At 67.8% G+C, this 23820-nt stretch carries 26 protein-coding genes; 11 read left to right on the top strand and 15 right to left on the bottom strand.

Translation table 11 applies throughout. The features are described from left to right. Positions 1-81: 81 nt before the first annotated feature. The gene (locus BJ960_RS14135) at positions 82-1044 is read left to right on the top strand and encodes a cation diffusion facilitator family transporter (RefSeq protein ID WP_185987750.1); all 963 of its coding nucleotides are present in this window, start codon (positions 82-84) and stop codon (positions 1042-1044) included. Between the two features lie 4 nt (positions 1045-1048). Next, positions 1049-1318 carry a DUF4031 domain-containing protein gene (locus BJ960_RS14140; RefSeq protein WP_185987751.1) on the top strand — a complete coding sequence of 90 codons (270 nt, stop codon included), beginning with the start codon at positions 1049-1051 and terminating at the stop codon, positions 1316-1318. Here the strand turns inward: BJ960_RS14140 and BJ960_RS14145 are convergent. Continuing rightward, positions 1315-2043 (bottom strand): ArsR/SmtB family transcription factor, encoded by a 729-nt coding sequence (locus BJ960_RS14145; protein WP_185987752.1) that lies wholly within the window; start codon positions 2041-2043, stop codon positions 1315-1317. The two genes, BJ960_RS14140 and BJ960_RS14145, sit on opposite strands and share 4 nt — an antisense overlap. A gap of 66 nt (positions 2044-2109) precedes the next feature. On the opposite strand from BJ960_RS14145, the gene BJ960_RS14150 reads away from it, so the two are divergent. From BJ960_RS14150 to BJ960_RS17065, 5 genes are all read left to right on the top strand, one after another. Beyond that, positions 2110-2715: a flavin reductase family protein gene (locus BJ960_RS14150; RefSeq protein WP_185987753.1), complete on the top strand. Its 606-nt coding sequence runs from the start codon at positions 2110-2112 to the stop codon at positions 2713-2715. A gap of 246 nt (positions 2716-2961) precedes the next feature. After that, positions 2962-4104 (top strand): ABC transporter substrate-binding protein, encoded by a 1143-nt coding sequence (locus tag BJ960_RS14155; RefSeq protein ID WP_185987754.1) that lies wholly within the window; start codon positions 2962-2964, stop codon positions 4102-4104. Positions 4105-4165: 61 nt separating this feature from the next. Next, positions 4166-5011 carry an ABC transporter permease gene (locus BJ960_RS14160; protein ID WP_185987755.1) on the top strand — a complete coding sequence of 282 codons (846 nt, stop codon included), beginning with the start codon at positions 4166-4168 and terminating at the stop codon, positions 5009-5011. Beyond that, entirely contained in the window at positions 5008-5886 is an 879-nt protein-coding gene (locus BJ960_RS14165; protein ID WP_307814545.1) for an ABC transporter permease, read from the top strand. Before BJ960_RS14160 ends, BJ960_RS14165 begins: the two co-directional genes overlap by 4 nt. After that, a complete protein-coding gene (locus tag BJ960_RS17065) occupies positions 5876-7015 on the top strand; it encodes an ABC transporter ATP-binding protein (protein WP_185987756.1) in 1140 nt (379 codons plus the stop codon). The genes BJ960_RS14165 and BJ960_RS17065 overlap by 11 nt, the downstream gene beginning before the upstream one ends. Before the next feature lie 175 nt (positions 7016-7190). Here BJ960_RS17065 and BJ960_RS14175 read toward each other — a convergent pair whose 3' ends face one another. Continuing rightward, the gene (locus tag BJ960_RS14175; RefSeq protein WP_483403579.1) at positions 7191-7655 is read right to left on the bottom strand and encodes a nucleoside deaminase; all 465 of its coding nucleotides are present in this window, start codon (positions 7653-7655) and stop codon (positions 7191-7193) included. Between the two features lie 26 nt (positions 7656-7681). Between BJ960_RS14175 and upp the strand changes: the two genes are divergently transcribed. Next, positions 7682-8317, top strand: a complete 636-nt coding sequence (upp, locus tag BJ960_RS14180; protein ID WP_121076705.1) for a uracil phosphoribosyltransferase — start codon at positions 7682-7684, stop codon at positions 8315-8317. 81 nt (positions 8318-8398) lie between these two features. Here the strand turns inward: upp and BJ960_RS14185 are convergent, their stop codons facing one another. The 4 genes from BJ960_RS14185 to BJ960_RS14200 all read right to left on the bottom strand — a co-directional run bounded on the left by BJ960_RS14185 (position 8399) and on the right by BJ960_RS14200 (position 13528). Beyond that, positions 8399-9352 (bottom strand): aldo/keto reductase, encoded by a 954-nt coding sequence (locus BJ960_RS14185; RefSeq protein WP_185987757.1) that lies wholly within the window; start codon positions 9350-9352, stop codon positions 8399-8401. Between the two features lie 43 nt (positions 9353-9395). Continuing rightward, the gene (locus BJ960_RS14190) at positions 9396-10313 is read right to left on the bottom strand and encodes a glycerophosphodiester phosphodiesterase (protein ID WP_185988319.1); all 918 of its coding nucleotides are present in this window, start codon (positions 10311-10313) and stop codon (positions 9396-9398) included. 187 nt (positions 10314-10500) lie between these two features. Beyond that, positions 10501-12675, bottom strand: a complete 2175-nt coding sequence (locus BJ960_RS14195; protein WP_185987758.1) for an ATP-dependent Clp protease ATP-binding subunit — start codon at positions 12673-12675, stop codon at positions 10501-10503. A gap of 127 nt (positions 12676-12802) precedes the next feature. Continuing rightward, the gene (locus tag BJ960_RS14200) at positions 12803-13528 is read right to left on the bottom strand and encodes an AAA family ATPase (RefSeq protein WP_307814543.1); all 726 of its coding nucleotides are present in this window, start codon (positions 13526-13528) and stop codon (positions 12803-12805) included. A 263-nt stretch (positions 13529-13791) separates the two neighbouring features. On the opposite strand from BJ960_RS14200, the gene BJ960_RS14205 reads away from it, so the two are divergent. After that, entirely contained in the window at positions 13792-14835 is a 1044-nt protein-coding gene (locus BJ960_RS14205) for a threonine aldolase family protein (RefSeq protein ID WP_307814542.1), read from the top strand. 59 nt (positions 14836-14894) lie between these two features. Here BJ960_RS14205 and BJ960_RS14210 read toward each other — a convergent pair whose 3' ends face one another. Next, positions 14895-15506 (bottom strand): LysE/ArgO family amino acid transporter, encoded by a 612-nt coding sequence (locus BJ960_RS14210; protein WP_185987759.1) that lies wholly within the window; start codon positions 15504-15506, stop codon positions 14895-14897. Between the two features lie 91 nt (positions 15507-15597). On the opposite strand from BJ960_RS14210, the gene BJ960_RS14215 reads away from it, so the two are divergent. Both BJ960_RS14215 and BJ960_RS14220 read left to right on the top strand, forming a co-directional pair. After that, complete coding sequence (locus BJ960_RS14215) at positions 15598-16503, top strand: LysR family transcriptional regulator ArgP (RefSeq protein ID WP_185987760.1); 906 nt, start codon at positions 15598-15600, stop codon at positions 16501-16503. Between the two features lie 65 nt (positions 16504-16568). Beyond that, entirely contained in the window at positions 16569-17144 is a 576-nt protein-coding gene (locus tag BJ960_RS14220) for a nitroreductase family protein (RefSeq protein ID WP_185987761.1), read from the top strand. Positions 17145-17182: 38 nt separating this feature from the next. Here BJ960_RS14220 and BJ960_RS14225 read toward each other — a convergent pair whose 3' ends face one another. From BJ960_RS14225 to BJ960_RS14260, 8 genes are all read right to left on the bottom strand, one after another. After that, the gene (locus BJ960_RS14225; protein WP_185987762.1) at positions 17183-17602 is read right to left on the bottom strand and encodes a hypothetical protein; all 420 of its coding nucleotides are present in this window, start codon (positions 17600-17602) and stop codon (positions 17183-17185) included. Between the two features lie 2 nt (positions 17603-17604). Then, complete coding sequence (locus BJ960_RS14230; protein WP_121076689.1) at positions 17605-18387, bottom strand: uroporphyrinogen-III synthase; 783 nt, start codon at positions 18385-18387, stop codon at positions 17605-17607. A 203-nt stretch (positions 18388-18590) separates the two neighbouring features. Beyond that, a complete protein-coding gene (locus BJ960_RS14235) occupies positions 18591-18857 on the bottom strand; it encodes a DUF3618 domain-containing protein (protein ID WP_121076687.1) in 267 nt (88 codons plus the stop codon). Next, on the bottom strand, positions 18854-19315 hold the full coding sequence (locus tag BJ960_RS14240) for a phage holin family protein (RefSeq protein ID WP_121076685.1): 462 nt from the start codon (positions 19313-19315) through the stop codon (positions 18854-18856). Before BJ960_RS14240 ends, BJ960_RS14235 begins: the two co-directional genes overlap by 4 nt. Next, the gene (locus BJ960_RS14245) at positions 19312-19617 is read right to left on the bottom strand and encodes a YtxH domain-containing protein (RefSeq protein WP_185987763.1); all 306 of its coding nucleotides are present in this window, start codon (positions 19615-19617) and stop codon (positions 19312-19314) included. Before BJ960_RS14245 ends, BJ960_RS14240 begins: the two co-directional genes overlap by 4 nt. A gap of 112 nt (positions 19618-19729) precedes the next feature. Further along, the gene (locus BJ960_RS14250; RefSeq protein ID WP_185987764.1) at positions 19730-21103 is read right to left on the bottom strand and encodes a hypothetical protein; all 1374 of its coding nucleotides are present in this window, start codon (positions 21101-21103) and stop codon (positions 19730-19732) included. Continuing rightward, positions 21100-22347, bottom strand: coding sequence for a CPBP family intramembrane glutamic endopeptidase (locus BJ960_RS14255; protein WP_185987765.1), 1248 nt, complete (start codon positions 22345-22347; stop codon positions 21100-21102). Before BJ960_RS14255 ends, BJ960_RS14250 begins: the two co-directional genes overlap by 4 nt. Before the next feature lie 11 nt (positions 22348-22358). Next, positions 22359-23744 carry a glycine--tRNA ligase gene (locus tag BJ960_RS14260; RefSeq protein WP_121076679.1) on the bottom strand — a complete coding sequence of 462 codons (1386 nt, stop codon included), beginning with the start codon at positions 23742-23744 and terminating at the stop codon, positions 22359-22361. Positions 23745-23820: the final 76 nt, after the last annotated feature.

Raw genomic sequence — 23820 nt, forward strand, 5'->3', positions numbered from 1 at the left:
CGGGGCATGCCGCGCGACTCCTGGCAAAGCATGTGGCTCCGCATACACTTGAGGCCGAGGGCATGAAACCCAGGAGGCACAATGAGCAGTGAAGGTGGCAAGCGCGCGATCATCGCGGCGCTCCTTGCAAATGTTGGCATCGCCATTACGAAGTTCATCGCGTGGGCGCTTTCGGGCTCATCGGCGATGCTCGCGGAGGGCGTGCACTCGCTCGCTGATTCCGGCAACCAGCTGCTCCTACTCATCGGCGGCCGCAAGGCGAAGCGCGCGCCCGACCGCGAGCACCCGTTCGGGTACGGCCGCGAGCGCTACGTGTACGCCTTCATCGTCGCGGTGGTGCTGTTCTCCGTCGGTGGTCTCTTCTCGATCTGGGAGGGCATCTCGAAGATCAGGGATCCGCACACCCTCGAAATGTGGTGGCTGCCCCTCGCCGTGCTCGCGATCGCAATCGTGCTTGAGAGCCTCTCGCTGCGCACCGCGATCAAGGAGAGCAAGCCGCTGAAGGGCAAGTCGACCTGGCTCTCGTTCATTCGCCGCTCGAAGTCGCCAGAGCTTCCGGTGATCCTGCTCGAGGACTTCGCGGCCCTCACCGGCCTGACGTTCGCCTTCATCGGCGTCGGCCTGACTGTCATCACGGGGAACACCTTCTTCGACGCTGCAGCCACGATCCTCATCGGTCTGCTGCTCATCGCGGTGGCCGTCATCATTGGCCTCGAAACCAAGAGCCTGCTCGTCGGTGAGGGAGCCACCGAGGAAGATGTGAAGAAGATCCAGTTCGCCCTCGCGGATGCGAAGGAAATCGACCGGATCATCCACATGAAGACCCTGTACCTCGGCCCCGACGAGATCATGGTCGCCGCGAAGGTCTCGCTGCCAGCCACGACCACCATGTCCGAGGTTTCCGTGATCATCAACATGGCCGAGCGCCGCGTGCGCGAGGCGGTCCCGGCGGCGCGCGTGATCTACATCGAACCCGACGTGTGGCTCGACCCGAATCTTCCCACACCGACGACGAGCTCGATCGTCATGCTCTCCTCCGACTAGCGCCATGGTGCTCATTGACGACCCCAGTTGGCCGGCACACGGCACGCTGTGGGCCCATCTGGTGAGCGACGACAACCTCGCGGAGATGCACGCATTCGCCGCGGCGAACGGCATCCCCGAGCGCGGGTTCGACCACGACCACTACGACGTCCCGGCCGAGCGTCACGCCGAACTCATCGCGGCCGGCGCCACGCACGTCAGCGGGCACGAGCTCGTGCGTCGCCTCATCGGCTCCGGCCTCCGGGTGACGATGCGGGAGCGCCGCGGCCGCTAGATCTCAGCGTTTCCTATGCGCGCAGTGGGCGCTGCGTCCCAGGGAGCTGGCGCGAGCAGACCAGAGAGCCCCAGTTGTCCTGCCGCGGTGAGCCGCACTGCTCGACTGCGAGGAGCTACGGGCTCGATCCATGCGCGCTCCCGGCACGTCTCGAGCAACAATTCCGCGGCCAGCCCAGCCACGTGCTCGCGGCGTTCGGTCCAGTCGAGGCACGGACGCGTGAGGGGGCGGTTCGGTCGCGTCGGCAACTCGATCCCGAGCCGCTCCAACCAGACTCGCCCCCGATCGGAGAGCGAGAAGTCAGACGCGATGAGGCCCTGCTCTCGCATACTGTCGGCGAGTGCGACGCCGAGTTTGCCCGCGAGGTGGCGGTAGCAGGTTCGAGCATCCCGGATAGCCCGATCACGGTGCTGGGCCCCAAGCGACTGAGGTGCCGGCCGGACACGGCCGGAAAACGCCGCGAGATGCTCGACCAATGCCGCGGCGCGGCTGCCGGCTATCCGGAGATACCGGTGCCGTCCCTGCCGCACTTCTTCGACGAGGCCCGCCGTCAGCAGTTTGTCGGCATGTTCGCTCGCGGACGACCTTGCGATGCTGGCGGCGTTGGACAGTTCCGTGAGCGTCCATGCCCTGCCGTCGAGCATGACCAGCAGCATCGTTGCGCGAGCTTCGTTGGCGAAGACAGCAGCCATTGCTGCCAGCTCCGGGCTGCTCGTCCCCTCCATGCCGAAGATCCTATCGCCGGCACGGTTCGGCCCAGGCCGAACAGTTCGCAAGCCAGGCTGGATCGCATGCACCCTACGCTTGCGATCGAACCCTCCGTCTTCTACTTCGGCACTCCAATCGCTCTGCTCACCACGGCGAAGCCCGGCGACGCGACCGCGAACATCACGCCCATTTCCTCCGCTTGGGCTTTGGATGACACGTACGTCCTGGGCTTGAGCAACCTCGGCCAAGCGATACACAACCTCCGGAGGCACGGAGAGCTTGTCATCAATCTGCCCGACGCGGGGCTCTCGGAATCGATCGAGCGGATCGCCAAGACAACTGGAGCTGCAGAGGTTCCGTTGGCCAAACGGGATCAGTACGGTTACGAACCGGACAAGTGGACGCTCGGGGGGTTTACCCCACGCCCCAGTGAGACCGTCACACCTCCACGAATCGCTGAGTGCCCGGTTCAGCTGGAAGCCCGCGTCGACGCCATGACGCCGCTCGACGAAGCAGGAAACGCCACCATCGTCCACGCGAAGGTCCTGCGCACTCACGTGCACCACGCCCTCGCGCTGCCGGGGACCTCCCACGTCGATGTGGATGCCTGGAAGCCGATCTACTACACGTTCAGACACTACTTCTCGCAAGGCGAGCGAGTCGGGGTCAACTTCCGAGCGGAACACTGAGCGCGCGTACCGCGCAGCAGGTGGCGACCCGCGGTGAGCCGCGGCGGGAGCGCCGCGGCCGCTAGCGCTGCCTCGACTCCGACGAGTTTCGAGAACGCTTGCCGCCCGTTTACCGAGCGTGCACGACCTGGTGGTCCGGCGTTCGCCGCGGCTTTCTATCGTTGACGCGTCAGATCGGGGAGCTCAGGATCGGGACGGCACACCCGCCGCCCGGGAGCGCCCCGCGACGCTAACGAAAGGCTCACTGTGACTTCACGTGTCTTCTACCGCCGTGCCGCGCTTGTCGCCGGCGTTCTCGCGCTCACGGGCAGCCTCGCGGCGTGCTCGACGGGTGCCTCGGCTGAGGGCGGTGACGCGGCCGGCTCGGTCGACGCGGCGACCGCAACGAGCGCGGCCGACTTCGGCGGGATGGACGGGCTCATCGAGGCCGCAAAGGCAGAGGGCGAGCTCAACGTCGTCGCGCTTCCGGAGGACTGGGCGAACTACGGCAAGATCATCGCAGGCTTCGAGGAGACGTACGGGATCACCGTGAACTCGGCGTCGCCCGACGCGTCGAGCGCCGAGGAGATCCAGGCCGCCGAGAACCTCAAGGGCCAGGACACCGCACCCGACGTGTTCGATCTCGGAGCCGCGGTCGCGCTCGCGAACACCGACAAGTTCGCCCCGTACAAGGTCGAGAAGTGGGACGAGATCCCGGCGGAGAACAAGGAAGCAACCGGCCTCTGGGTGAACAACTACTCGGGCATCATGTCGATCGGCTACGACGCGGACAAGCTCTCGGAGCCGAAGAAGCTCGACGACCTGCTCGGGTCCGGGTTCAAGGGTGCGGTCGCGCTCAACGGGGACCCGACACAGGCGGGCGCGGCGTTCGCCGCGGTGGGCTCGATCTCGGCGCTGAACGGCGGCGGCGTTGACGACTTCGGTCCGGGCATCGACTTCGCGCAGCAGCTTCGCGACGCGGGCAACTTCCTGACAGTCGACCCGACGCCAGCGACGATCGCCTCCGGCGAGACCCCGGCGGTCTTCGACTGGTCGTTCAACAACATCGCGGCAGCCGACGGCAAGCCGAGCTGGAAGACCACCGTGCTCGACGGCCCCGTCTACGTCTCGTTCTACAACGAGGCGATCAACGCCGACGCACCGCACCCCGCGGCTGCCCGGCTCTGGCAGGAGTGGATCTTCTCGGACGAGGCGCAGGCACTGTTCCTTGAGGGCAACGCGGTCCCGGTCAGGATCGACGCGCTCAAGGAGGCCGGCTCGGTCGACGAGTCGCTCATCGAGCAGGTGAGCTTCGGAACGAGCTCGGAGGACTGGGTCTCGCCCGACCAGGCGCAGACCGACGCCGCGAACGCGCTGCTCGCCGAGCGCTGGGCCGCGGTCGTCAAGTAGTGCCTCGGCCTGTCCGCCGCGCTCGGCGCGGCGGACAGGCCCTCGCGTTCTCGTCCTCCTCATGCGCAACTTCCTCGCGGCGCTCGGGCTCCTCCCGTTCGGCGCCTACGTTCTGCTGTTCCTCCTCGTCCCGACGCTCGTCGCCGTCGGATCGGGGTTCGTGACAGACGGCCACTTCTCACTCGGCAACCTGCCCGTCCTCTTCGCGCCCGAGACGCTGTCAGCCTTCTGGGCGAGCATCTGGCTGAGCGCGATCACCGCGGTCGTCGGCGCCGCCATCGGCGCGATCCTGTGCTGGGCGCTCGCGGCACTGCCCGAACAGGGCCCGCTCCGGCGCGTCGTCGACTCGGCAAGCTCCGTGCTCGCACAGTTTGGTGGCGTGATGCTCGCCTTCGCGTTTATCGCGACGATCGGCAGCCAGGGCCTCATCACCGTGCTCCTGCGAGAGCGGCTCGGCACCGACATCTACGCCGACGGCGTCTGGCTGTACGAGCTGCCGGGCCTCGTGCTCCCCTACCTCTACTTCCAGGTGCCGCTCATGGTCATCACCTTCCTCCCGGCGGTGCTCGCGCTCCGGCAGGGCTGGGCCGAGGCCGTCGCGACGCTCGGCGGTCGCGGTGGCAGCTACTGGGTGCGGGTCGGGATCCCGATCCTCACCCCCGCGTTCCTCGGCTCGCTGCTGCTCCTCTTCGCCAACGCGTTCTCGTCGTACGCGACGGCCGCGGCCCTCATCAGCCAGGGCTCGCAGATCGTGCCGCTGAAGATTCGCGCCGCGCTCATCGGCGAGACGGGCGCTTCGCTCGCATCGAACGCGGGCGTGCTTGCGCTCGGCATGATCGCCGTCATGACCATCGTGATGTTCGGGTACGGCCGCCTCATGGCCCGCACGGCGAGGTGGCAAGGGTGAGCGCGGGCATCCCCGGGCGTCCATCGCCCGCCGTCGCACGGCTGGTCGTCGCCGCCATCGGTCTCGTGTTTCTCGTCCCGCTCGTCGCGATGCTCGAGTTCACCCTGCGCAACACGGCCGGTGGGCATGACCTCTCCCACTGGGCGGCCCTGTTCGACCCCGACAAGGCGCGCGGCTACCGCGTGCTCGCGCAGGGGATCCAGAACTCGCTGCTGCTCGCCGTGATCTCGCTCGGGATCGTACTCGTGCTGTTCTTCCCGACCATCGTCCTCGTGCACCTGCGGTTCCCGCGCCTGCAGCGGGCGCTCGACCTCCTCACGGTGCTGCCGATCGCGATCCCCGCCATTGTGCTCGTCGTGGGCTTCGCGCCGATCTACCGGGTGATCGGCCAGGCCGTCGGCTCGGGGGTGTGGACGCTCGCCCTCGCCTACGGCGTGCTCGTGCTGCCGTTCGCGTACCGGGCGATCGCCTCCGACCTCACCGGGATGGACGCACGGGTCCGCGCCGAGGCAGCGCGCTCCCTCGGCGCCGGCTGGACGACCGTGCTCGTGCGCGTCATCGCCCCCGGAGTGCGGCGCGGGCTCCTCGCCGCCTCGCTCATCACAATCGCCATCGTGCTCGGCGAGTTCACCGTGTCGTCGCTGCTCAACCGGGTCACCCTGCAGACCGCGCTCCTGCAGATCTCAAAGTCAGATCCCTTCGTCGCGGTGGCGGTCGCACTCATCTCGCTCGTCGGCGCATTCGTGCTGCTGCTCATCGTGAGCGCGACGGGCGGCCCGCCCCGGCGGCGGCGCACGCGCGCCCTCCCCGCTCCCACCCCCGCGCACGCCGCACCGCGCGCGCCCCACCCCAAGGAGTCCGGCCGTGGCCGCTAACCCCACCGCTACCCCGTCACCAGTCCGGCTCGAGGGCGTGACGAAGTCCTACGGCGCGACCACCGTGCTGCACGGCGTCGACCTCGCGCTCGACCCAGGAGAGCTCGTCTGCCTGCTCGGCCCCTCGGGCTGCGGGAAGACGACGGCGCTGCGCTGCATCGCCGGGCTCGAGCAGGTCTCGGGCGGCCGGATCATGCTCGGCGACGACGACGTGACCAACGTCCCCGTCAGCCGTCGCGACATCGGCATGGTGTTTCAGCAGTACTCTCTGTTCCCGCACCTCTCGGTCGCGCGAAACGTCGAGTTCGGCCTGCGCATGCGACGCGTCGACCGGGCAGAACGCACGCGGCGCGTCGGGGAACTCCTCGAGATCGTGGGCCTCGACCATCTTGCCGAGCGGTTCCCGCACGAGCTGTCCGGTGGCCAGCAGCAGCGGGTCGCGCTCGCTCGGGCGCTCGTGACCCGGCCGCGCGCGCTGCTGCTCGACGAGCCGCTCTCGGCGCTCGACGCGAAGGTTCGTGTTCGGCTGCGCGAGCAGATCCGGGCGATCCAGACCGAACTCGGCATCAGCACCGTGTTCGTCACGCACGATCAGGAGGAGGCGCTCGCGATCTCCGACAGGGTCGCGGTGATGGAATCGGGCAGGATCGCGCAGCTCGGCACCCCAGAGGAGCTCTACCGGCGGCCAGCGTCTCCGTTCGTCGCCGACTTCGTTGGCCTATCGAACCGGGTGACGGGTGTGCTTGACCTGCACCCTGACGGCGCGGTCGTGCGCGTGCAGGGCGCGGTGATCCCTGTGCTCGGGCAGGTGGGTATGGGCGCCGGGGTGGGCGCCGAGGTGGGCGCCGGGGTGGGCGCCACCGTGACCGCGTATGTCCGGCCGGAGCACGTGCGGCTGGCGGCCACGCAGCCGGGGGCGGGCGCCGCTGGCGGTGCCGGTAGTGCCGGTGCTGGTGCTGGTGCTGGTGGCACAGTCGTCTCGAGCGGGTTTCTCGGGTCGATCAGGCGCACTGTTGTCGAGCTCCACGATGGCACGACGATCGCGGCGCAGCACGGGGCGGACACCGCGTACGCCGCGGGTGATCCCGTCTCGGTCTCGTTCGCCCCCGAGCCGGTCGCTATCGCGTAACCCCGCGCTCGCGCGCGGCCGTGCCCGAGCCCGCGCCCGCGCCCCCGTGCTCGCCCGCCCCCGCCCCCGTGCTCGCCCGCGCCCGCCACATCATCTTCTCGAGCACACATCAAAAACACGCGTAAAAGGATGTGCGCAGAAGAGATTGATGTGGTCGGGCGCGGGGCAGGCCCGCCTAGCGGCGCTCCGAGAAGAACGCCTCGAGAAGTGCAGCGCACTCCTCCGCCCGCACACCAGCGACGACCTCCGGGACCGCGTGCGGCAGCCTGCCGTCGCGCAGCAGGTCATACACGCTCCCGACCGCGCCGGCCTTCTCGTCCCACGCCCCGAATACGACGCGCGGCACCCGCGCGGCGAGGATCACCCCGGCGCACATCACGCAGGGTTCGAGGGTGACGACGAGCGTGCACCCTTCGAGGATGCGGTCTCCGACGGCCTCGGCGGCCCCACGAATCGCGACAATCTCGGCGTGCCCGGTGGGGTCAGTGCTCGTACGTCGCCGGTTGCGGCCTGTCGCGAGCACCTCGCCGTCCGGGCCAAGGATGACCGCGCCGACCGGGATCTCCCCCGCCGCTGCGGCCTCGCGAGCCGACTCGAGCGCACGGTCCATCGCGTGGAGCTCGTCTGGTGATGGAGGGATGGTGGTCACGGCAATAGAATAGGCGTATGCGAGTCTTCGTTGCAGATCATCCACTGATCACACACAAACTGACGGTGCTGCGCGACGCGAAAACGCCGCAGCCCACGTTCCGCCTCCTCGTCGAGGAAATCATGACGCTGCTTGCCTACGAGGCAACCCGTGAGGTGCGCGTCGATCCGCTCGAGATCCAGACCCCGGTTGCCAAGACCACCGGCGTCCGCTTGAGCGAGCCGCTGCCGCTCATCGTCCCGATCCTGCGCGCCGGCCTCGGCATGCTCGAGGGCATGGTGAAGCTGGTGCCGACCGCAGAGGTCGGGTTCCTCGGCATGGTCCGCGACGAGCAGACCCTCGAGCCAACAACCTACGCCGAGCGCCTCCCGGACTCGCTCGCCGGCCGCCAGTGCTTCGTGCTTGACCCGATGCTCGCCACCGGCGGCTCACTCGCGGCCGCGATTGACTTCCTGTTCGCGCGCGGCGCGGACGACATCACCGCGATCTGCATCCTCGGCACGCCCGAAGGCGTCGAGGCGATGCGCAAGGCCGCCGGCGACCGTAATGTCACCCTCGTGCTCGGCGCGCTCGACCAGGGCCTCGACGAAAACGCATACATCGTCCCCGGCCTCGGCGACGCGGGCGACCGCCTCTACGGCACGGCCGAGTAGCGCAGCGCGCGATCCGGATCCACGGAGACGAGCCGCCACCGCCCAGCCGGGCGATGGCGGCTCGTCTCAGTACGGCGGGAGTTAGGCGGCCGCGGCGCTCAGCGCGCTGAGGTCCTCGCCGCTCAGTTCGAGCCGCATAGACGCGAGGAGCGCCGAGAGCTGCTCCGTCGTGCGAGCGCTCGAGATCGGACCGCCGATGGTGGGCTGCTGCCGCAACCAAGCGAGCGAGACGCTCGCGACCTCGACGCCCTCGCGCTCAGCAATCCCGTCGAGCACGGCGAGCACGCTGCGGCCGCGGTCGTCGAGATAGCCGATCGCCTGGCCCGCGCGGGGGCTCGCGCCGGCCTGCTCGGCGGACGCCGGGTCGCGGTACTTGCCGGCAAGGAACCCCTTGGCGAGGCCGAAGTACGGGAAGACTGTGAGCCCCTCGGCTGCAGCGACGTCTCGCAGCCCATTGGTCTCGAAGTCACGTTCGAGCAGGTTGTAATGCGGCTGCAGCGCGACGGGCAGGTGATAGCCGCCCGCCCTAGCGATCTCGAACCACTCGGTGACACGCTCGGCGGTGTAGTTCGAGACGCCGATCGCGCGCACCTTGCCCGCGTCGACGAGTTCGGAGAACGCCGCGACGGTCTCCTCGAGCGGCGTGTCTGCGTCATCGAAGTGCGCGTAGTACAGGTCGATACGGTCGGTGCGGAGGCGCTGGAGCGAGGCGTCAGCGGCGGCGCGCACGTTCGCCGCGGCGAGTCCGGAGAACTCGGGGTGCGTTGATACCTTTGTCGCGATGGTCACGCCGTCGCGGGTGCCGCGGGCCTGCAGCCACTCCCCGATGACGGTCTCCGATTCACCGCCCGTGTTGCCGGGCACCCACGCCGAGTAGCCGTCGGCCGTGTCGATGAAGTCTCCCCCACCTTGTGTGAAGCCGTCGAGGACGTCGAATGACGCATCTCGGTCTGCGGTCCACCCGAACACGTTTGCACCGAGCGCGAGCGGCGCGACCTCGAGTGCTGATTGACCGATTTGGACTCTCGTAACCATGTTGCTCCTTCGTCAGCGGTGCAGGCGGGCACCGCCTTCGACGCTACACGGTCGCGCTTTGGTTGTGCCGCCACTGTTCAAGCGAGACTGGATCGTCGGTGATCACCAAGTCGATGCCGTGCGATCGGGCCTGCTTCCATTGCTTCACGGTGTTGAGCGTGTAGACCATGGTGCCGATGCCAAGCACCCGTGCGTCCTCGACGAGGGCGAAGTCGGCCTCGAAGACGCTGACGCGCGCGCCGACCGCAGAGATGTTGAGCGCGGCGGCGAGCTCGAGCGTCGGGCGGTTCCACTCCCGCGTGAGCATCACCCGCGCGTAGTTAGGGGCAAGCACCGCCAGTCGCTCGAGGTTGTCGATCTCGAACGACTCGAATGCGACCCTGTCCATGAGGTATCGCGCGTCGAGCAGCGCGACGGCGGCGGCCACCTGCTCGTCGTTCCAGCTCCCCTTCAACTCGATCAGCGCTCGGCTGTTGGTCGGCGCGAGCTCGTCAAGGAAAGCCTCGAGCGTCGGCACGCGCTCGCCAGCGAAGGCCCCGTCGAACCAGGATCCCGCGTCGAGCCCCTGGATCTGGGCGAGCGTGAGGTTCGCGACGGGGCCGGTTCCGGTCGTCGTGCGATCGACTGTCGGATCGTGCATGAGCACCGGCACCCCGTCGGCGGTGAGGTGCAGATCGGCCTCGACGAAGTCGACGCCCTGGTCGAACGCGATCCGCATCGCCGCCAGCGTATTCTCGGGCGCAAGCGCCGCGGCGCCTCGGTGCGAGATGATGCCAAACTCCTCGACGCGGCTGAGGGCGCCGTGGAGCTGGAGTACGCTCGCGCTCGCCGCGTATGGGTTCGTGCCGAGGCCAGTGACGAGCAGCACGACAAAGATTGCGGCGAGGAGCGCCGTCCGCGCTCCGCGTTGCCTGGCGGGCCCGGTTGGCGCCGGGAACAGGCCGCCCGGGGTGCTGAACATGCGATACACGAGGGGCTCCTGTCTCCGCGCTACGTTGCGCGTGCCACTCACCCTATCGAATCCCGTTACCGTTTTGTGATTTTTCTCCCCCGCGGCGTTGGGGGCGGGTGGCGCAGGCGCCTGGCGCGGGGTCGACACGCCGAGGGCCCGCCACAACAGGTGTCGTGGCGGGCCCTCGGCTGGATCGCTACTCGGCGCGGCTGGGCAGCAGCTCGAGCTCGTTGCCGCCTGGCGCGACATCGATCCGGGCGACATCGCCGTCACGGATCTCGCCGCCCAGGATCCCGCGCGCGAGCCGATCGTCAATTTCGCGCTGCACGAGTCGCCGCAGCGGCCGCGCGCCGTAGATCGGGTCGTAGCCGCGCTCAGCGAGCCAGGCCCTGGCGTCGGGAGTGACCGCGAGCGTGAGACGGCGCTCAGCGAGCCGCTCCTGCAACCGGTCAATCGTGATCTCGACGATCTGCGCGAGCGCGTCGACCGAGAGCGGGTGGAAGATCACCATCTCGTCGAGTCGGTTCACGAACTCTGGCTTGAACGCCCGCCGGACCGTCTCCTGGACCGCCTCGACCTTCTCGGGCCACGCCATCTCGGGATCGACCAGGTACTGGCTGCCGAGGTTCGAGGTGAGGATGAGGATCGTGTTGCGGAAGTCCACGGTGCGCCCCTGGCCGTCGGTGAGGCGGCCGTCATCGAGCACCTGCAGCAGCACGTCGAAGACCTCGGGGTGCGCCTTCTCGACCTCGTCAAGCAGCACGACGGAGTAGGGCCGCCGCCTGACGGCCTCAGTCAGCTGGCCCCCCTGCTCGTACCCAACGTACCCGGGAGGGGCACCGACGAGGCGCGAGACCGAGTGCTTCTCGCCGTATTCACTCATGTCGATCCGCACCATCGCGTGCTCGTCGTCGAAGAGGAATTCCGCGAGCGCCTTCGCGAGCTCGGTCTTACCAACACCCGTCGGCCCGAGGAACAGAAACGAACCGGTCGGCCGGTTGGGATCGGCGATACCAGCGCGCGTCCGGCGGACCGCGTCCGCGACGGCCCGGGCGGCCTCGTCCTGCCCGACCACGCGCTTCGAGAGCTCGTGTTCGAGGGCGAGGAGCTTCTCAGTCTCGCCCTGCATCAGGCGCCCGACCGGGATGCCAGTCCAGGCGGCCACGACCCCCGCGATGTCCTCGTCGGTGACCTGTTCGTTCACCATCCGCGGTTCGCCGTCGGGTCCGGCGGCCCCTTGCAGCTCCGCCCGCTCCGCCTCGGCAAGTTCCTTCTCAATGACGGGGATCTCGCCGTACAGCAGCTTCGAGGCGCGCTCAAGGTTACCCTCGCGCTGGGCGCGCTCTGCGTCCATGCGCTTCTGGTCGAGCTTCTCGCGCAGCTCGCCGACCCGGTTCAGGGTCGCCCGCTCGCGCTCCCACCGCGCCTCAAGCCCGGCAAGCTCGCCCTGCTTCTCTTCGAGGTCGGCGCGGAGCTTTGCGAGGCGCTCCTTCGAAGCCTCGTCCTTCTCCTTCTTCAGCGCGAGCTCCTCAAGCTTCAGGCGATCAACCGCGCGCCGGAGCTCGTCGATCTCGAGTGGCGCCGAGTCGATCTCCATGCGCAGCCGCGAGGCGGCCTCATCGATGAGATCGATCGCCTTGTCGGGCAGCTGCCGAGCGGTGATGTACCGATTCGAGAGCGACGCGGCCGCAACGAGCGCCGAGTCCGCGATGGTCACCTTGTGGTGCGCCTCGTAACGCTCCTTCAGGCCGCGCAGAATCGCAACGGTGTCTTCCACCGAGGGCTCGCCGACGTAGACCTGCTGGAAACGCCGCTCGAGGGCAGCGTCCTTCTCGATGTATTCGCGGTACTCGTCGAGCGTAGTCGCACCGATGAGGCGCAGCTCGCCGCGGGCGAGCATGGGCTTCAGCATCTGCGACGCCGCGACGGATGACTCGCCACCACCCGCACCCATGAGCGTGTGGAGCTCGTCGATGAAGGTGATGATCTGGCCGTCCGACTCCTTGATCTCCGCGAGCACCGCCTTCATGCGCTCCTCAAACTCGCCGCGGTACTTCGCGCCCGCGATGAGGGCGGAGATGTCGAGCGAGATGAGCTCCTTGCCCTTCAGCGACTCGGCGACGTCGCCCGCGACGATGCGCTGAGCGAGCCCCTCGACGACGGCGGTCTTGCCGACGCCGGGTTCGCCGATGAGCACGGGGTTGTTCTTCGTGCGGCGGGTGAGCACCTGGCTGACGCGGCGAATCTCGCTGTCGCGGCCGATAACCGGGTCAAGCTTGCCCGAGCGCGCCACCTCGGTGAGGTTCACGCCAAACTGCTCGAGGGCGCTCTCGTTGCCTTCGCCTTCGGCGGGCTGCCAATTTGCCTGCATGATGTCCTTTCGTGGTGTGCGGCTCGACCGGCAACGATTGCCGATCGGAAAACCTGAGTCGATATGACTCAAGTTTAATCCCTGTCGCCATTTCTCGCCAGTCCGCCACCTGAGACTCTGCTGAGGACTACTCGAGATGGCGCAGGTACCGCTCCGGTGCGGCCATGAACCGGCGCCAGTTGTCGACGATCTCGAGGTCGTCGTACCGCGAGCGGCGCATCCCCCACTCCCCGAGCTCGTAGATGTCGGCCCCTGGCACCGCCGCGAGTACGGGCGAATGCGTCGACAGGATGACCTGGGACCCGCTCGACGCTAGCTCACTCATGCGCGCAAGTAGCCCGAGCGAGTTCGTGAACGAGAGCGCAGACTCAGGCTCGTCAAAGACCCAGAGTCCGCGAATGCGGCCACGCGCGCCCAGATACTCGAGGAAGGACTCGCCGTGGCTCTGGAGGTTGTGTCGCCCCAGCGGCCCCTCGTCCTCCGACTCAATCTCGTGCAGATACTTGAAGTGGCCGTGCATCGTTTCTGCCCGAAGGAAGACCCCCTTTCGTGACGCACCAGCGCCCCGCGCCAGCTGCAGGTGAGACTCGAGCGGCGACTCGCTGGCGAAGGTTGAGTGCCTCGCGTTGTGCGTGCCGCCCTCGGGGTTCAGACCGTACGCCGCAGCGATGGCCTCAACGATCGTGGACTTTCCCGCACCGTTCTCGCCAACAAACACCGTGATGGGACCGAACTCGATTCCAGTCTCGAGGAGTTGCCGAACGGCCGGCACCTGCGCAAACCACGCCTCTGGGTCGACCGGTGCCTCCGGATGCTCCTCGATCCAGCGCAAGGGGAGTGAGTTCAGCGCCACGCGTGCCTCCTTCGTTTCTCGGCTTGCTCCGACCTTACGACGCCCGTCGGACATCGGCGCGGGTGGCACGGTCTGAATGCGCCAGGCCGGCGCTAACTCCTCGGATCTGCAAAAGATCTGCTGGAATCGCCCAGTCCTGGCATTTCTTCCGCCGATTACATTCGGTTCGGGTGTGGGGCGGCAGGACAGACAAGGGGCCTAATGCCAGGCGTGTGGGGCGGAGAAAAGCCCGAGTCGGCGGCCCCTGGGTTTAGGGTGAGTGGGTGACCGAATCCCTCTCAGCCCACCCACACGCGTTCGCCTCAGACAACTGGGCGGGCGTCCACCCCGAGGTCATGGAGGCGATCGCCGCCGCCAATGTCGGGCACGCCGTCGCCTACGGTGGTGACCCGTGGACGGCCGAACTGCAGGAGCACGCCCGCAGGCTGTTTGGGCCCGACGCCGAGATCTTTCCCGTGTTCAACGGCTCGGGCGCCAACGTGCTCGCGCTGCAGTCGGCGATCCCGAGGTGGGGCGCGGTCATCTGCGCCGCGACCGCGCACGTCAACACCGACGAGACGGGCGCCCCGGAGAAGACCGGCGGGCTGAAGCTGCTCCAGGTCGACACCGCCGACGGCAAGCTCACGCCCGAACTCGTGGAGCGCGAGGCGTGGGGATGGGGCTCGCAGCACCGCGCACAGCCGCTCGCCGTCACCATCTCCCAGACCACCGAGTTGGGCACAAGCTATACCCCGGCCGAGATTCGTGCGCTCGCCGACCACGCCCACGAGCGCGGGATGCTGCTCCACATCGACGGATCGCGGATTGGCGCGGCCGCCGCCCACCTCGGCACGAGCCTCGCGGAGATCTCGAGCGAGGCCGGCGCCGACCTGCTGAGCCTTGGGGCGACGAAGAGTGGCGGGCTGGGTGCGGAAGCCGTCGTCCTGCTCCGGCCGGGCACCGGTGCCGGCATCGAGTACCTGCGGAAGATCAACCTGCAGCTTGCCTCCAAGATGCGCTTCGCGTCGGCACAGCTCAACGCGCTCTATGGCGGTGATCTCTGGCTTCGGTCGGCGACCCATTCGAACGCGATGGCAGCGCGCCTCGCCGCGGGCATCGAGCGGTCCGGCGTCGACGGGGTTCGGGTCGCCTTCCCCGTGCAATCAAACGCCGTGTTCGTCGAGCTTCCCGAGGCTGTCGCACAGCGCGCCCAGCAGCGATTCGCGTTCGGCGCCTGGCCGACCCAGCGGGGCCTGTACCGGTTGATGTGCGCCTGGGACACGACCGCGGACGATGTCGACGAGCTGATCGGGCTGCTCGGGGCATAGGTTCTGTCCGGGCCCGGCGCGGGCCTCTTCGATCCTGATCCGGCGGCTGGCGCCTCGCCCTAGATTCCGCCGAATGCGAGCCGCGCGGCGATGACAAGCATGACTGCGGCGACGATGCCGTCGAGGATCTGCCAGGAACGCGGCGTCGCGAAGAACCGCGTGAGGGCCCGAGCACCGTATCCGAGCAGGAAGAACCAGCCGATACTCGCGACCGCGCCGCCGAGGGCGAACCACCACTTCCCCGGGTCGCCCTGGGCGTTGCCGATCGACCCCATGAGCACCATTGTGTCCAGGTACACGTGCGGGTTGAGGTACGTGATCGCCAGGCAGGCGAGCACCACGCTCTTCAGCGACCTGGCCTCCCCCGGGCCGCCCGCGACCAGCGCCTCGGGCTTCAGCGAGCGTCGCGCGGCGGACCAGGCGTACCAGAGCAGGAACGCCACGCCGCCCCAGCGCACGATCTCAAGCACGATCGGTGCGCGCTCGACGACGAGGCCGATGCCTGCGATGCCCAGGGTCTCGAGCAGCGCATCAGTCAGCCCGCAGATGAGCACGACGGGGAGCACGTGCTCCCGCCGGATCCCCTGCCGCAGCACGAACGCGTTCTGCGCGCCAATCGCCACGATGAGAGAAAGCCCGCTGCCGATGCCTGTAAGAAAGGGAAGGATCACGTAGACGACGCTAGGGCTTCTGACAGGCGACTCGCCAGTTCAGAGCAGTGAAAGATTCTGAAGTTACATTAGCGTTGCTTAATATAGACGCGTGGACTTGCCGATCGAACACCTCCGTACCCTCGCCGCCATCATCGACGAGGGCTCCCTCGAGGGCGCAGCTCGCTCACTGCACGTCTCCCCTTCGGCGATCAGCCAGCGCGTCCGAAGCATGGAGGAGCGCGTCGGCACGGTGGTGCTGTTGCGCACGCGGCCGGTCACCGCAACCGCCGCCGGCGCGACGCTACTGCGGGCCGCCAGGCAGGTCTCGCGCGTCATCGACGACGCGGCGACTGAGCTCGGCGAGGGGAGCGCGGCCGGTTCGCTCGTCAAGCTCGTCATCAACGCGGATTCGCTCGCGACATGGTTCGTGCCAGCGCTCGCCAAGGCTGCCGCCGCAACTGGCGCCCGGTTTGAGGTGCTCCGCGCCGACGAGACCGTCTCGACCGAGAAGCTTCGCAGCGGCGAGGTGATGGCTGCGCTCACCTCGACGGCCGAAGCCGTGCCCGGCTGCGTCTCCGAGCTCATCGGCGTCGACAAGTACCACGCGGTCGCATCGCCTGGCTTCGTCGCGGCGCACTTCCCCGACGGCCTCACGGCGGCGGCACTCGGCCGAGCCCCGATGGTCGAGTTCGATCGGCACGACATGTTCCAGCAGCGGTTCCTGGTGAACCTCGGCCACGGCACACGCACCCCGCCGCGCCACTACGTGCCCTCTTCCGCGGAGTTTGCGACCGCCGTCGAGCTTGGCATGGGGTGGGGAATGCTGCCGCGCCTCCAGTGCGCCCCGCTCCTCGCATCCGGGGCGCTCGTCGAGCTTGCGCCTGCTGAGCCCCTCGACCTTCCGCTGTACTGGCAGCGCTGGAACCTCAGGTCGCCCGTGCTCGACGAGCTCTCGGCAATCATTGCCGAGGAGGCCAAACGCGCGCTGAGCTTCGCAGGGCCGGAATACAGCTAGCACCTCGGGCGTTCATTCAATCTGGCGAGGGAATACCCTCGCGATTCGTTTCACCCAGGAGATTCATGTCTGCGAAGCACGCAACAACAAGCGCACCGATTCTGAGCACCCTCACGGAGCGTTGGAGCCCCCGCGCGTTCGATAGCGATCACTCGCTGCCCGAGAACGCACTGCTGAGCGCGTTCGAGGCCGCCCGGTGGTCGCCGAGCGCGAGCAACACTCAGCCCTGGCGCTTCATCGTTGCGCGCCGCGGCAGCGAGTCCTTCGCAAAGATTGAGGCGACCCTCGCCGGCTTCAACTCGGTCTGGGCCGGTGCGGCCTCGGCGCTCGTGGTGAACCTCGCAGTCGTCAAGAACGAGGCGGGCGAGCCGCAGCGTTGGGCGGAGTACGACCTCGGCCAGGCCGTCGCGCACCTCTCCGTGCAGGCACACAGCGAGGGCCTCTACGTGCACCAGATGGGCGGCTTTGACGCCGAGAAGATCAGCGAGGCGTTCGGCCTCGGCGATGAGCTGCGCGCCGTGTCCGTGATGACGATCGGCAAGCTGGGCCTCCCGGACCAGCTCGCCGAACCGCTGAAGGAGCGTGAGCTCGCACCCCGCTCGCGCCTCGAGGTCGACGACATCATCGTCGTCAACGACTAACTCCTGACGCGACGACGCCCCGGGCGGGGCCGGACCACCTACTCGGTGGTTTCGGCCTCGTAGCCCTCGCCGTCGAGCCGCAGCGCACGCACGAGATCTGCCGCGTGCACCGTCGAGACGATGACACGTGAGAACGTGTCGAACTCCCCAACCCAGCCGCGGTTCTCGTCGGCGCCCTCGGGCACATCGAGATCGATAACGACGGCCTCACGCCCGCGCCTGGCGAGCAAGAAGTCGCGGCCACCGCGCGTGCGCCACGTCCCGTAGGCAAACCCGCGCGGGAGCCCGGCACCCGGTGAACGAATTCCGCGGATCCACACCCAGGGGTCTCCCGTGATGACGGCGGATCGGATCGCGGCGCGATCAAGCACCACGTCGCGCTTGCGCAATGCAACGGTCTTCTCGGCAGTGGTGAGCCGAATGACGACGCGATCGGCGTGAACCTCAATGCGCGCCATGGCTAGTCCAGCATGTCGCTGTGATCGATTGCGGACTCGACGGCCTCGATGATCGCGTCGACCTCGGCCTGACGGTCTCCGCCGGCACCGGCGAGTTCAAGCTCTTCGGCGGCCGCGACCGTGCTCTCGCCGACGCAGACGACGAGCGTGTCCGCGGGAAGCTGCGGGAACTGCTTGCGGACTTCTTCGGCGATCTTCGCGGAGGCGACCAGGATCGCGTTGATGCGCCCCGAGTCAATATCCTCGCGGATGTGCACCGATGCCGGAACACCAATGGTGCGAAACGCGAGTACCTGGGTCACGTCGTGGCCGCGCTCGATGAGCCCGGTGGTCAGCACTGGGGTGGCGACATCGGATCGGAGGGTGAGCACACGCAGCACCTCGCCCGAATCGATCTCGGTCCACTCCTTCAGCAGCTGAAAGGTCGTGTTGTTGTCTTCGTCCGGTGTCAGTGTGACCGGGTAGCCGGCCTCCCGGAACGCCACGGCCGTGGCCTCTCCGACGATCGCAACCTTCGTTCGCTCGTGGAACGTTGCATTGTGGTGCTTGAGTACGTCGGCAACGGTCGCACTCGTCGCCGTCATCCAATCGAACTCACCGGCTTCGAGGTCCTTCAGGGCCTCAACAAGCTTGTCTTCCTCGCTGGTATGCGAGAAATCCACGAGCGGGGCGATAACAGTCTGGGCCCCGCGATCGCGCAGCGCCTGCGAGACGAGGTCACCCCAGATCCCACCGCGTGGTACAAGCACACGGAGGCCGCCGAGCAGCTTAGCCTGATCCGACATACACCCCACATCACTCGAAACGAACAAAGCCGCGCACTGGCGACTTCTCAAAAATACGACCCTGAAAGAGCCGTGTGTTCACCTATTCTCGCTCTGCGCCGGGCAAGACGCAAAACCGAGGGCCTCTTCTCCCCGATTGCAACCGAGCTGTTACGCACTGCCCCGCCACATCGGGTAGGCCGCACACCGCCGCGCGGTGGCAGCTACGCCCGGAAGTTGCGCCCGGCTCGCTTCGCGATCGCCCACACGATGACGCCGGCCGTTGCAGCGACGGCCACCACTCCCGCGACAAAGACGAGTGGCCGCTCCGTGCGCTCTTCACGAATGCGTAGCCCAACGCGCTGGGTCGCATCGTCGATGCGCTTCGCGTAGTTCAGGCGGTCGCTGAGCTGTCCGAGCGTGTCATAGAGCTCGGCACGAGCAGCGTCTGCCTCAGCAATGCCGAGCTGCTTGCGGTCCTGCGAATTCATCGCTGACCTCCCTGTGTGTGCGCGCCGTACGTGGGGTCCGTGGTCTGCCCTGGCTTGGTGTCCGCGTTGAAGCGCACCTCAGCCAGCGCGGTCACGTCGTTTCCGACGCGGTCGAGGGTCTGCTCGGGAACCGGGTTCCCTCGCTGGATGAGCTTGTACCCCGCGAAGAGCGCCGCTGCGGCGAGCAGGAGCAGCGCGGCGGCAACGACGAGGGCGGCAAGCCACCAGGGCCAGACCAGCGCGAGCGCGGCGATCGCCGCGATCACGAGTGCCTGCAGCATGAAGAAGACAAAGAAGAGCGCAACGACGACGCCGGCGGCTCCGATGCCGGCTTTCTTCGCGGCGCCAATCGCTTCCTGCTTCGCATTGTTGTACTCGATCTTTGCGAGCGAGACGATCTGCTGCGGCAGGCGGGCTAGCAGCTCGAAAGTGCCAGCCTCATCGCGCTTGCGGCTCATGCCGACGTCTCCCCCTGCGCGTCGACTGTGCGCGGCGTCGACGGCTGAGTCGAGTCCGCGTCGCGCTGTGGCTGGGTGGCGGCGACGAACGCGGACTTCGCGGCGCGCGAGGCCGCGGCCTTCACGCTCTGGACCTGGTCATTGACCGATCCCTTCACGGCGGTCACGCCCTGCTGCACCAGCGGCGTCTCCCAAACGGCGATCGCCCCGCGCTTGATCTGCTCGTAGCGCGCTCGGCCCGCGCGGGTGCCCAACACGTATCCGACTGCGGCTCCCAGAACGAAACCTACTTTGCCTCTCATGCACTGCCTCCCGAGCGTCGTGTTCCCAGCCTACTCGTCACAGCCAGGGCCCAATACATTCCTCTTTCGAGATATACAGCCTACGCTGCGAGTCTCTCAATGGCCACAGCCGCTATTCAGAGATGCCTGTCAGCTTTCTCCGAAGTTGTACGGCTGCGGGGCGGAGTTCAGCGAGCGCAGCGCCGAGGGCACCGCCATGCACGTCCTCCCCAGCCAGGATCAGCGTCGGATACTCCCGAGCAATCATCTCGCGGGCCTCGCGCTGCCTGTCTCGCGCAGCGTCCGTCGCAAACGGGGCCGCAACGGTGACGTGTGTGACGATCGCTCCTGACGCCTGCTGCACGCCGAGAGACGCGAGCGCCTCGGGTACTGGCGGTTGTCCGATCTCACCGTTCGGGCGCGCAGGGCCGGCGAGACGCAGGACGGCCTCGCTGCCAGCGTTCGAGACGATGCGCGCCGACCAGGACTCGCCGCCTCCTGTTTCGATGAGCGCCAGCGCGTCCGAGCCGTCAGCGACGTCCGCTGGGACGCCCTGAATGCCGAACTCGGCATATTGCCGCGTCAGTTCCGGTCGGAGCGCCGCCAGCCTCGCGTGGAGCGATAGCGGCGTGTTGTCGGCGTCCGCCTGCTCGTCACGCGGCCACGCGACCGGGGTCGCTTGGGCTGCGTGTGAGGCAGTTGCCTCGACGTTCTCGAGCTCCCCAATCAGGGCGTCGAATCGCTGCAGCGCACCGTCCGCGTCGGTGACGGCCCAGCGGCCGTCGGGCTCAAGCACGCACGACGCAACCTCCCCCGCGAAGACCTCAGCGCCGAAGAGGCGGAGTCGTTCGACAAGCAGTTCCCCGAACCGATCCCAGCCGCCCGCGGGCTCGATCACCTGTTCGCGCGCGGCGTGCTCCTCGAACTGGAGTTCGGCGGCGCCGCTCAGTGAGCCCGCCCGGGTCAGCGCTTCGTTGAGGCCAGCTTCGACGAGCGCGACCTCAGCCGCGTGCGACGGCACCCCAAACCCCTCGACAACAAACGGCTCCACCAGCGTGTCACGCACGTTTCGTCCGAGCCGCGAGTCCACGAGCGCGCCGAGATTGTGCTCCTTGCCGATCGTCAGCACCGGCTTCAACCTGTCAAGGTAGGCCCTGAACGCTCCGCCAGTGCCGAGCAGCGCCATGCACGACTTCGCGAGCGGCACCGGCGGAATCCCCCAGACCGAGCGCTCCGGGCTCGGCGCCCAACCACCGCGGGCCCGCAGCAGCACGTCGGCCGTCCGCACCGGGCGCGGCGCGGCCTCGGGGCTATCCGGGCCGTCGGCCGCAATCGGTGCGGCAACCTCGGCGAGCAGCGCGGCGATCTCTCCGCCTTCCCGTCGCACGGGAACCTGCGGCAGCCTGACGACCGGGTCAGCGATGAGCACCCGGACGCCGACCTCGGCGAGATCGAGCGCTGCGGCGAACGCCGAGATGCCGCCGCCAAGCAGCAGTACCTGACTCACGCGGCACCCGCCCCGCCGCTCGCGAGCGGCGCGGCGCGCCAGACACGGTCGATCCGCTCGCGACCGTAACCGTGCTTCGTGAAGATGCGCACGACAAGCCAAACGAAGAGCGCGAGGCCCGCGATCTCGCCAACGACGGATTCGATGCCACCCGAGCTCTCGACCTGCCCGGTGCTGCCACTCAGCCCCGCAGCCATAAAGCCGAACGCTGCGATGTTGTTGATGACGTGAATCGCGATCGCGGCCTCGAGGCCGCCGGTCTTCCATGTGAGCCAGGCAGCGGTGAGGCCCATGAGCCCGACCGCCACGAGACCCCAAATGTCATAAATGTGCATCGCGGCGAAGGCGAACGTGGACAACCCAATGGCGAGCCACGGCGACCGCATCCACGATCCGAGCACCTGCAGGAAGAGCCCACGGAACACGACTTCCTCTGCCGCGGCCTGGAACGGCACGAGCAGCAAGACGAGGATGAACGAGATGAGCGCGGCGGTGCCGTTGAACTCGGGCGCCTCGGCGGCGAGAGGCTCCGTCGCTGGTGACGCCGCAACGCTCTCCATCGCCATCCCGAAGAGGATCCCGACGCCGTTCATCACGATGACGGCAAGCACTGCCGCCGCGGTGGTCCGCCAGAGCAGTCCCCAGCGGATGCGTCCGGCAACCGACCACACGCGGCCGACCGGGCGGATGCCGAGCGCCAGCATTGCGAGCAGCACGGCCGGGATCATGAGCGCGACGGTGCCCAGGTTGAGCAGGATCGAGAGTGGGTGCTGCGTGTCGAGGATCGGCGCGATCTGCATGAAGAGCGCGTCATTCACATAGTCGGGATCGAATGCGAGCAGCACTGGCATCAGCGCGAGCGAGTACGCGATGTTCATCGCAAAGTAGATACTCGCGGCGAGCACGAGCACGACGAGTGGTTTCCACCACGCGTAGCGCGGCGCGCCGCGGTAGAGCCGGTGGTACTCGAGCGGTTCGGTCTCGACCTCAACGAACTGCGGTTGCTGCTGCGCCCAGGCCCACTGCGGCGCCACCGCGGGGGCGCTCTGCTGCTGCGGGTACGGCGTCTGCCCCTGGGGTGGCACCGGCGCGGGATGCGGTGTCTGCTCCGGGTACGGCGCGTATTGCGGGTGTTGCACGGGAACGTCAGGGTGGACCGGCGCCGGGTTCGGCGTCGGCCCACCCTGGGGCTCAGCCCCTCCGGTGCCTGGCGTGTGACCGTCGATCGGTGGGGGTTGCGTCATGGTGCTCCCTGTTACGCGCCGCGGAGACGCTCTGCGAGGTAGGCGTGGAGTTCGGCACGCGGCACGCGCTCCTGCTGCATGGTGTCGCGCTCACGCACGGTGACCGCGTCGTCCTCGAGCGAGTCGAAGTCGACCGTGACGCAGAACGGCGTGCCGATCTCGTCCTGGCGGCGGTAGCGACGGCCGATTGCGCCCGAATCGTCGAAGTCGATGTTCCAGTCCTCGCGCAGATCCTGTGCGATCTCACGCGCGAGCGGGGACAGCTTCTCGTTGCGGCTGAGAGGCAGCACGGCAGCCTTCACCGGCGCGAGGCGCGGGTCGAGCGCGAGCATCGTGCGGGTGTCGGTTCCGCCCTTCGCATTCGGGACCTCCTCCTCGCGGTAGGCGTCGACGAGGAACGCCATCAGCGAGCGGGTGAGGCCGGCAGCCGGCTCGATGACGTACGGCGTGTAGCGCTCGTTCTTCGTCTGGTCGAAGAAGCTGAGGTCCTTGCCCGAGTGCTCCGAGTGCGTCGTCAGGTCGAAGTTCGTGCGGTTCGCGATGCCCTCGAGCTCGCCCCACTCGCTGCCCTGGAAGCCGAACTTGTACTCGATGTCGGCGGTGCGCTTCGAGTAGTGCGACAGCTTCTCCTTCGGGTGGTCGTAGAACCGCAGGTTCTCAGGGTCGATGCCGAGGTCCACGTACCAGTTCATGCGCTCGTTCATCCAGTATTCCTGCCACTCGTCATCGGTGCCAGGCTCGACGAAGAACTCCATCTCCATCTGCTCGAACTCGCGGGTACGGAAGATGAAGTTTCCGGGAGTGATCTCGTTGCGGAAGCTCTTGCCGATCTGGCCGATGCCGAACGGGGGCTTCATGCGTGCGGACTGCAGCACGTTCGCGAAGTTCACGAAGATGCCCTGCGCGGTCTCGGGGCGCAGGTAGTGCAGGCCGGCCTCGTCGTCGACCGGGCCGAGGTAGGTCTTCAGGAGGCCGGAGAACGCGCGCGGCTCAGTGAACTGACCCCGGGTGCCGCAGGCGACGCAGACGATCTCCGAGAGGCCGTCCTTCGGCTCGCGGCCCTTCTTCTCCTCGAACTCCTCAATGAGGTGATCCTCGCGGTAACGCTTGTGGCAGTTCAGGCACTCGACGAGCGGGTCGCTGAAGACCTCGACGTGGCCCGAGGCCTCCCAGACGCGCTTGGGCAGGATCACGCTCGAGTCGATACCGACAACGTCATCGCGGCGCTGAACCATCGCCTTCCACCACTGGCGCTTGATGTTCTCCTTGAGCGCGGTGCCGAGCGGGCCGTAGTCCCACGCGGAACGCGAACCACCGTAAATCTCACCCGCCTGGAAGACGAAGCCGCGGTGGCGGGCGAGAGAGATGACCTTATCGAGGCGGGACTGTTCAGCCATGTGTGTATTCACTCCAAGGGGCAGACGGGGATCTTGGTTCGTGTCGGGCGCCGACTGGCGCGCACGGACCCCTCCA

It is taken from the genome of Leucobacter aridicollis (assembly GCF_013409595.1).
In the GTDB taxonomy this organism is placed as follows: domain Bacteria; phylum Actinomycetota; class Actinomycetes; order Actinomycetales; family Microbacteriaceae; genus Leucobacter; species Leucobacter aridicollis.

Excerpts from the sequence above, each read along its gene's own strand:
- BJ960_RS14145 (WP_185987752.1), bottom strand. The coding sequence starts at position 2,043 with ATGGAGGGGACGAGCAGCCCGGAGCTGGCAGCAATGGCTGCTGTCTTC.
- BJ960_RS14260 (WP_121076679.1), bottom strand. The coding sequence starts at position 23,744 with ATGGCTGAACAGTCCCGCCTCGATAAGGTCATCTCTCTCGCCCGCCAC.
- BJ960_RS14255 (WP_185987765.1), bottom strand. The coding sequence starts at position 22,347 with ATGACGCAACCCCCACCGATCGACGGTCACACGCCAGGCACCGGAGGG.
- BJ960_RS14240 (WP_121076685.1), bottom strand. The coding sequence starts at position 19,315 with ATGAGCCGCAAGCGCGATGAGGCTGGCACTTTCGAGCTGCTAGCCCGC.
- BJ960_RS14245 (WP_185987763.1), bottom strand. The coding sequence starts at position 19,617 with ATGAGAGGCAAAGTAGGTTTCGTTCTGGGAGCCGCAGTCGGATACGTG.
- BJ960_RS14160 (WP_185987755.1), top strand. The coding sequence starts at position 4,166 with ATGCGCAACTTCCTCGCGGCGCTCGGGCTCCTCCCGTTCGGCGCCTAC.
- BJ960_RS14135 (WP_185987750.1), top strand. The coding sequence starts at position 82 with ATGAGCAGTGAAGGTGGCAAGCGCGCGATCATCGCGGCGCTCCTTGCA.
- BJ960_RS14220 (WP_185987761.1), top strand. The coding sequence starts at position 16,569 with ATGTCTGCGAAGCACGCAACAACAAGCGCACCGATTCTGAGCACCCTC.
- BJ960_RS14140 (WP_185987751.1), top strand. The coding sequence starts at position 1,049 with ATGGTGCTCATTGACGACCCCAGTTGGCCGGCACACGGCACGCTGTGG.
- BJ960_RS14190 (WP_185988319.1), bottom strand. The coding sequence starts at position 10,313 with ATGTTCAGCACCCCGGGCGGCCTGTTCCCGGCGCCAACCGGGCCCGCC.
- BJ960_RS14185 (WP_185987757.1), bottom strand. The coding sequence starts at position 9,352 with ATGGTTACGAGAGTCCAAATCGGTCAATCAGCACTCGAGGTCGCGCCG.
- upp (WP_121076705.1), top strand. The coding sequence starts at position 7,682 with ATGCGAGTCTTCGTTGCAGATCATCCACTGATCACACACAAACTGACG.
- BJ960_RS14235 (WP_121076687.1), bottom strand. The coding sequence starts at position 18,857 with ATGAATTCGCAGGACCGCAAGCAGCTCGGCATTGCTGAGGCAGACGCT.
- BJ960_RS14230 (WP_121076689.1), bottom strand. The coding sequence starts at position 18,387 with ATGTCGGATCAGGCTAAGCTGCTCGGCGGCCTCCGTGTGCTTGTACCA.
- BJ960_RS14225 (WP_185987762.1), bottom strand. The coding sequence starts at position 17,602 with ATGGCGCGCATTGAGGTTCACGCCGATCGCGTCGTCATTCGGCTCACC.
- BJ960_RS14195 (WP_185987758.1), bottom strand. The coding sequence starts at position 12,675 with ATGCAGGCAAATTGGCAGCCCGCCGAAGGCGAAGGCAACGAGAGCGCC.
- BJ960_RS14150 (WP_185987753.1), top strand. The coding sequence starts at position 2,110 with ATGCACCCTACGCTTGCGATCGAACCCTCCGTCTTCTACTTCGGCACT.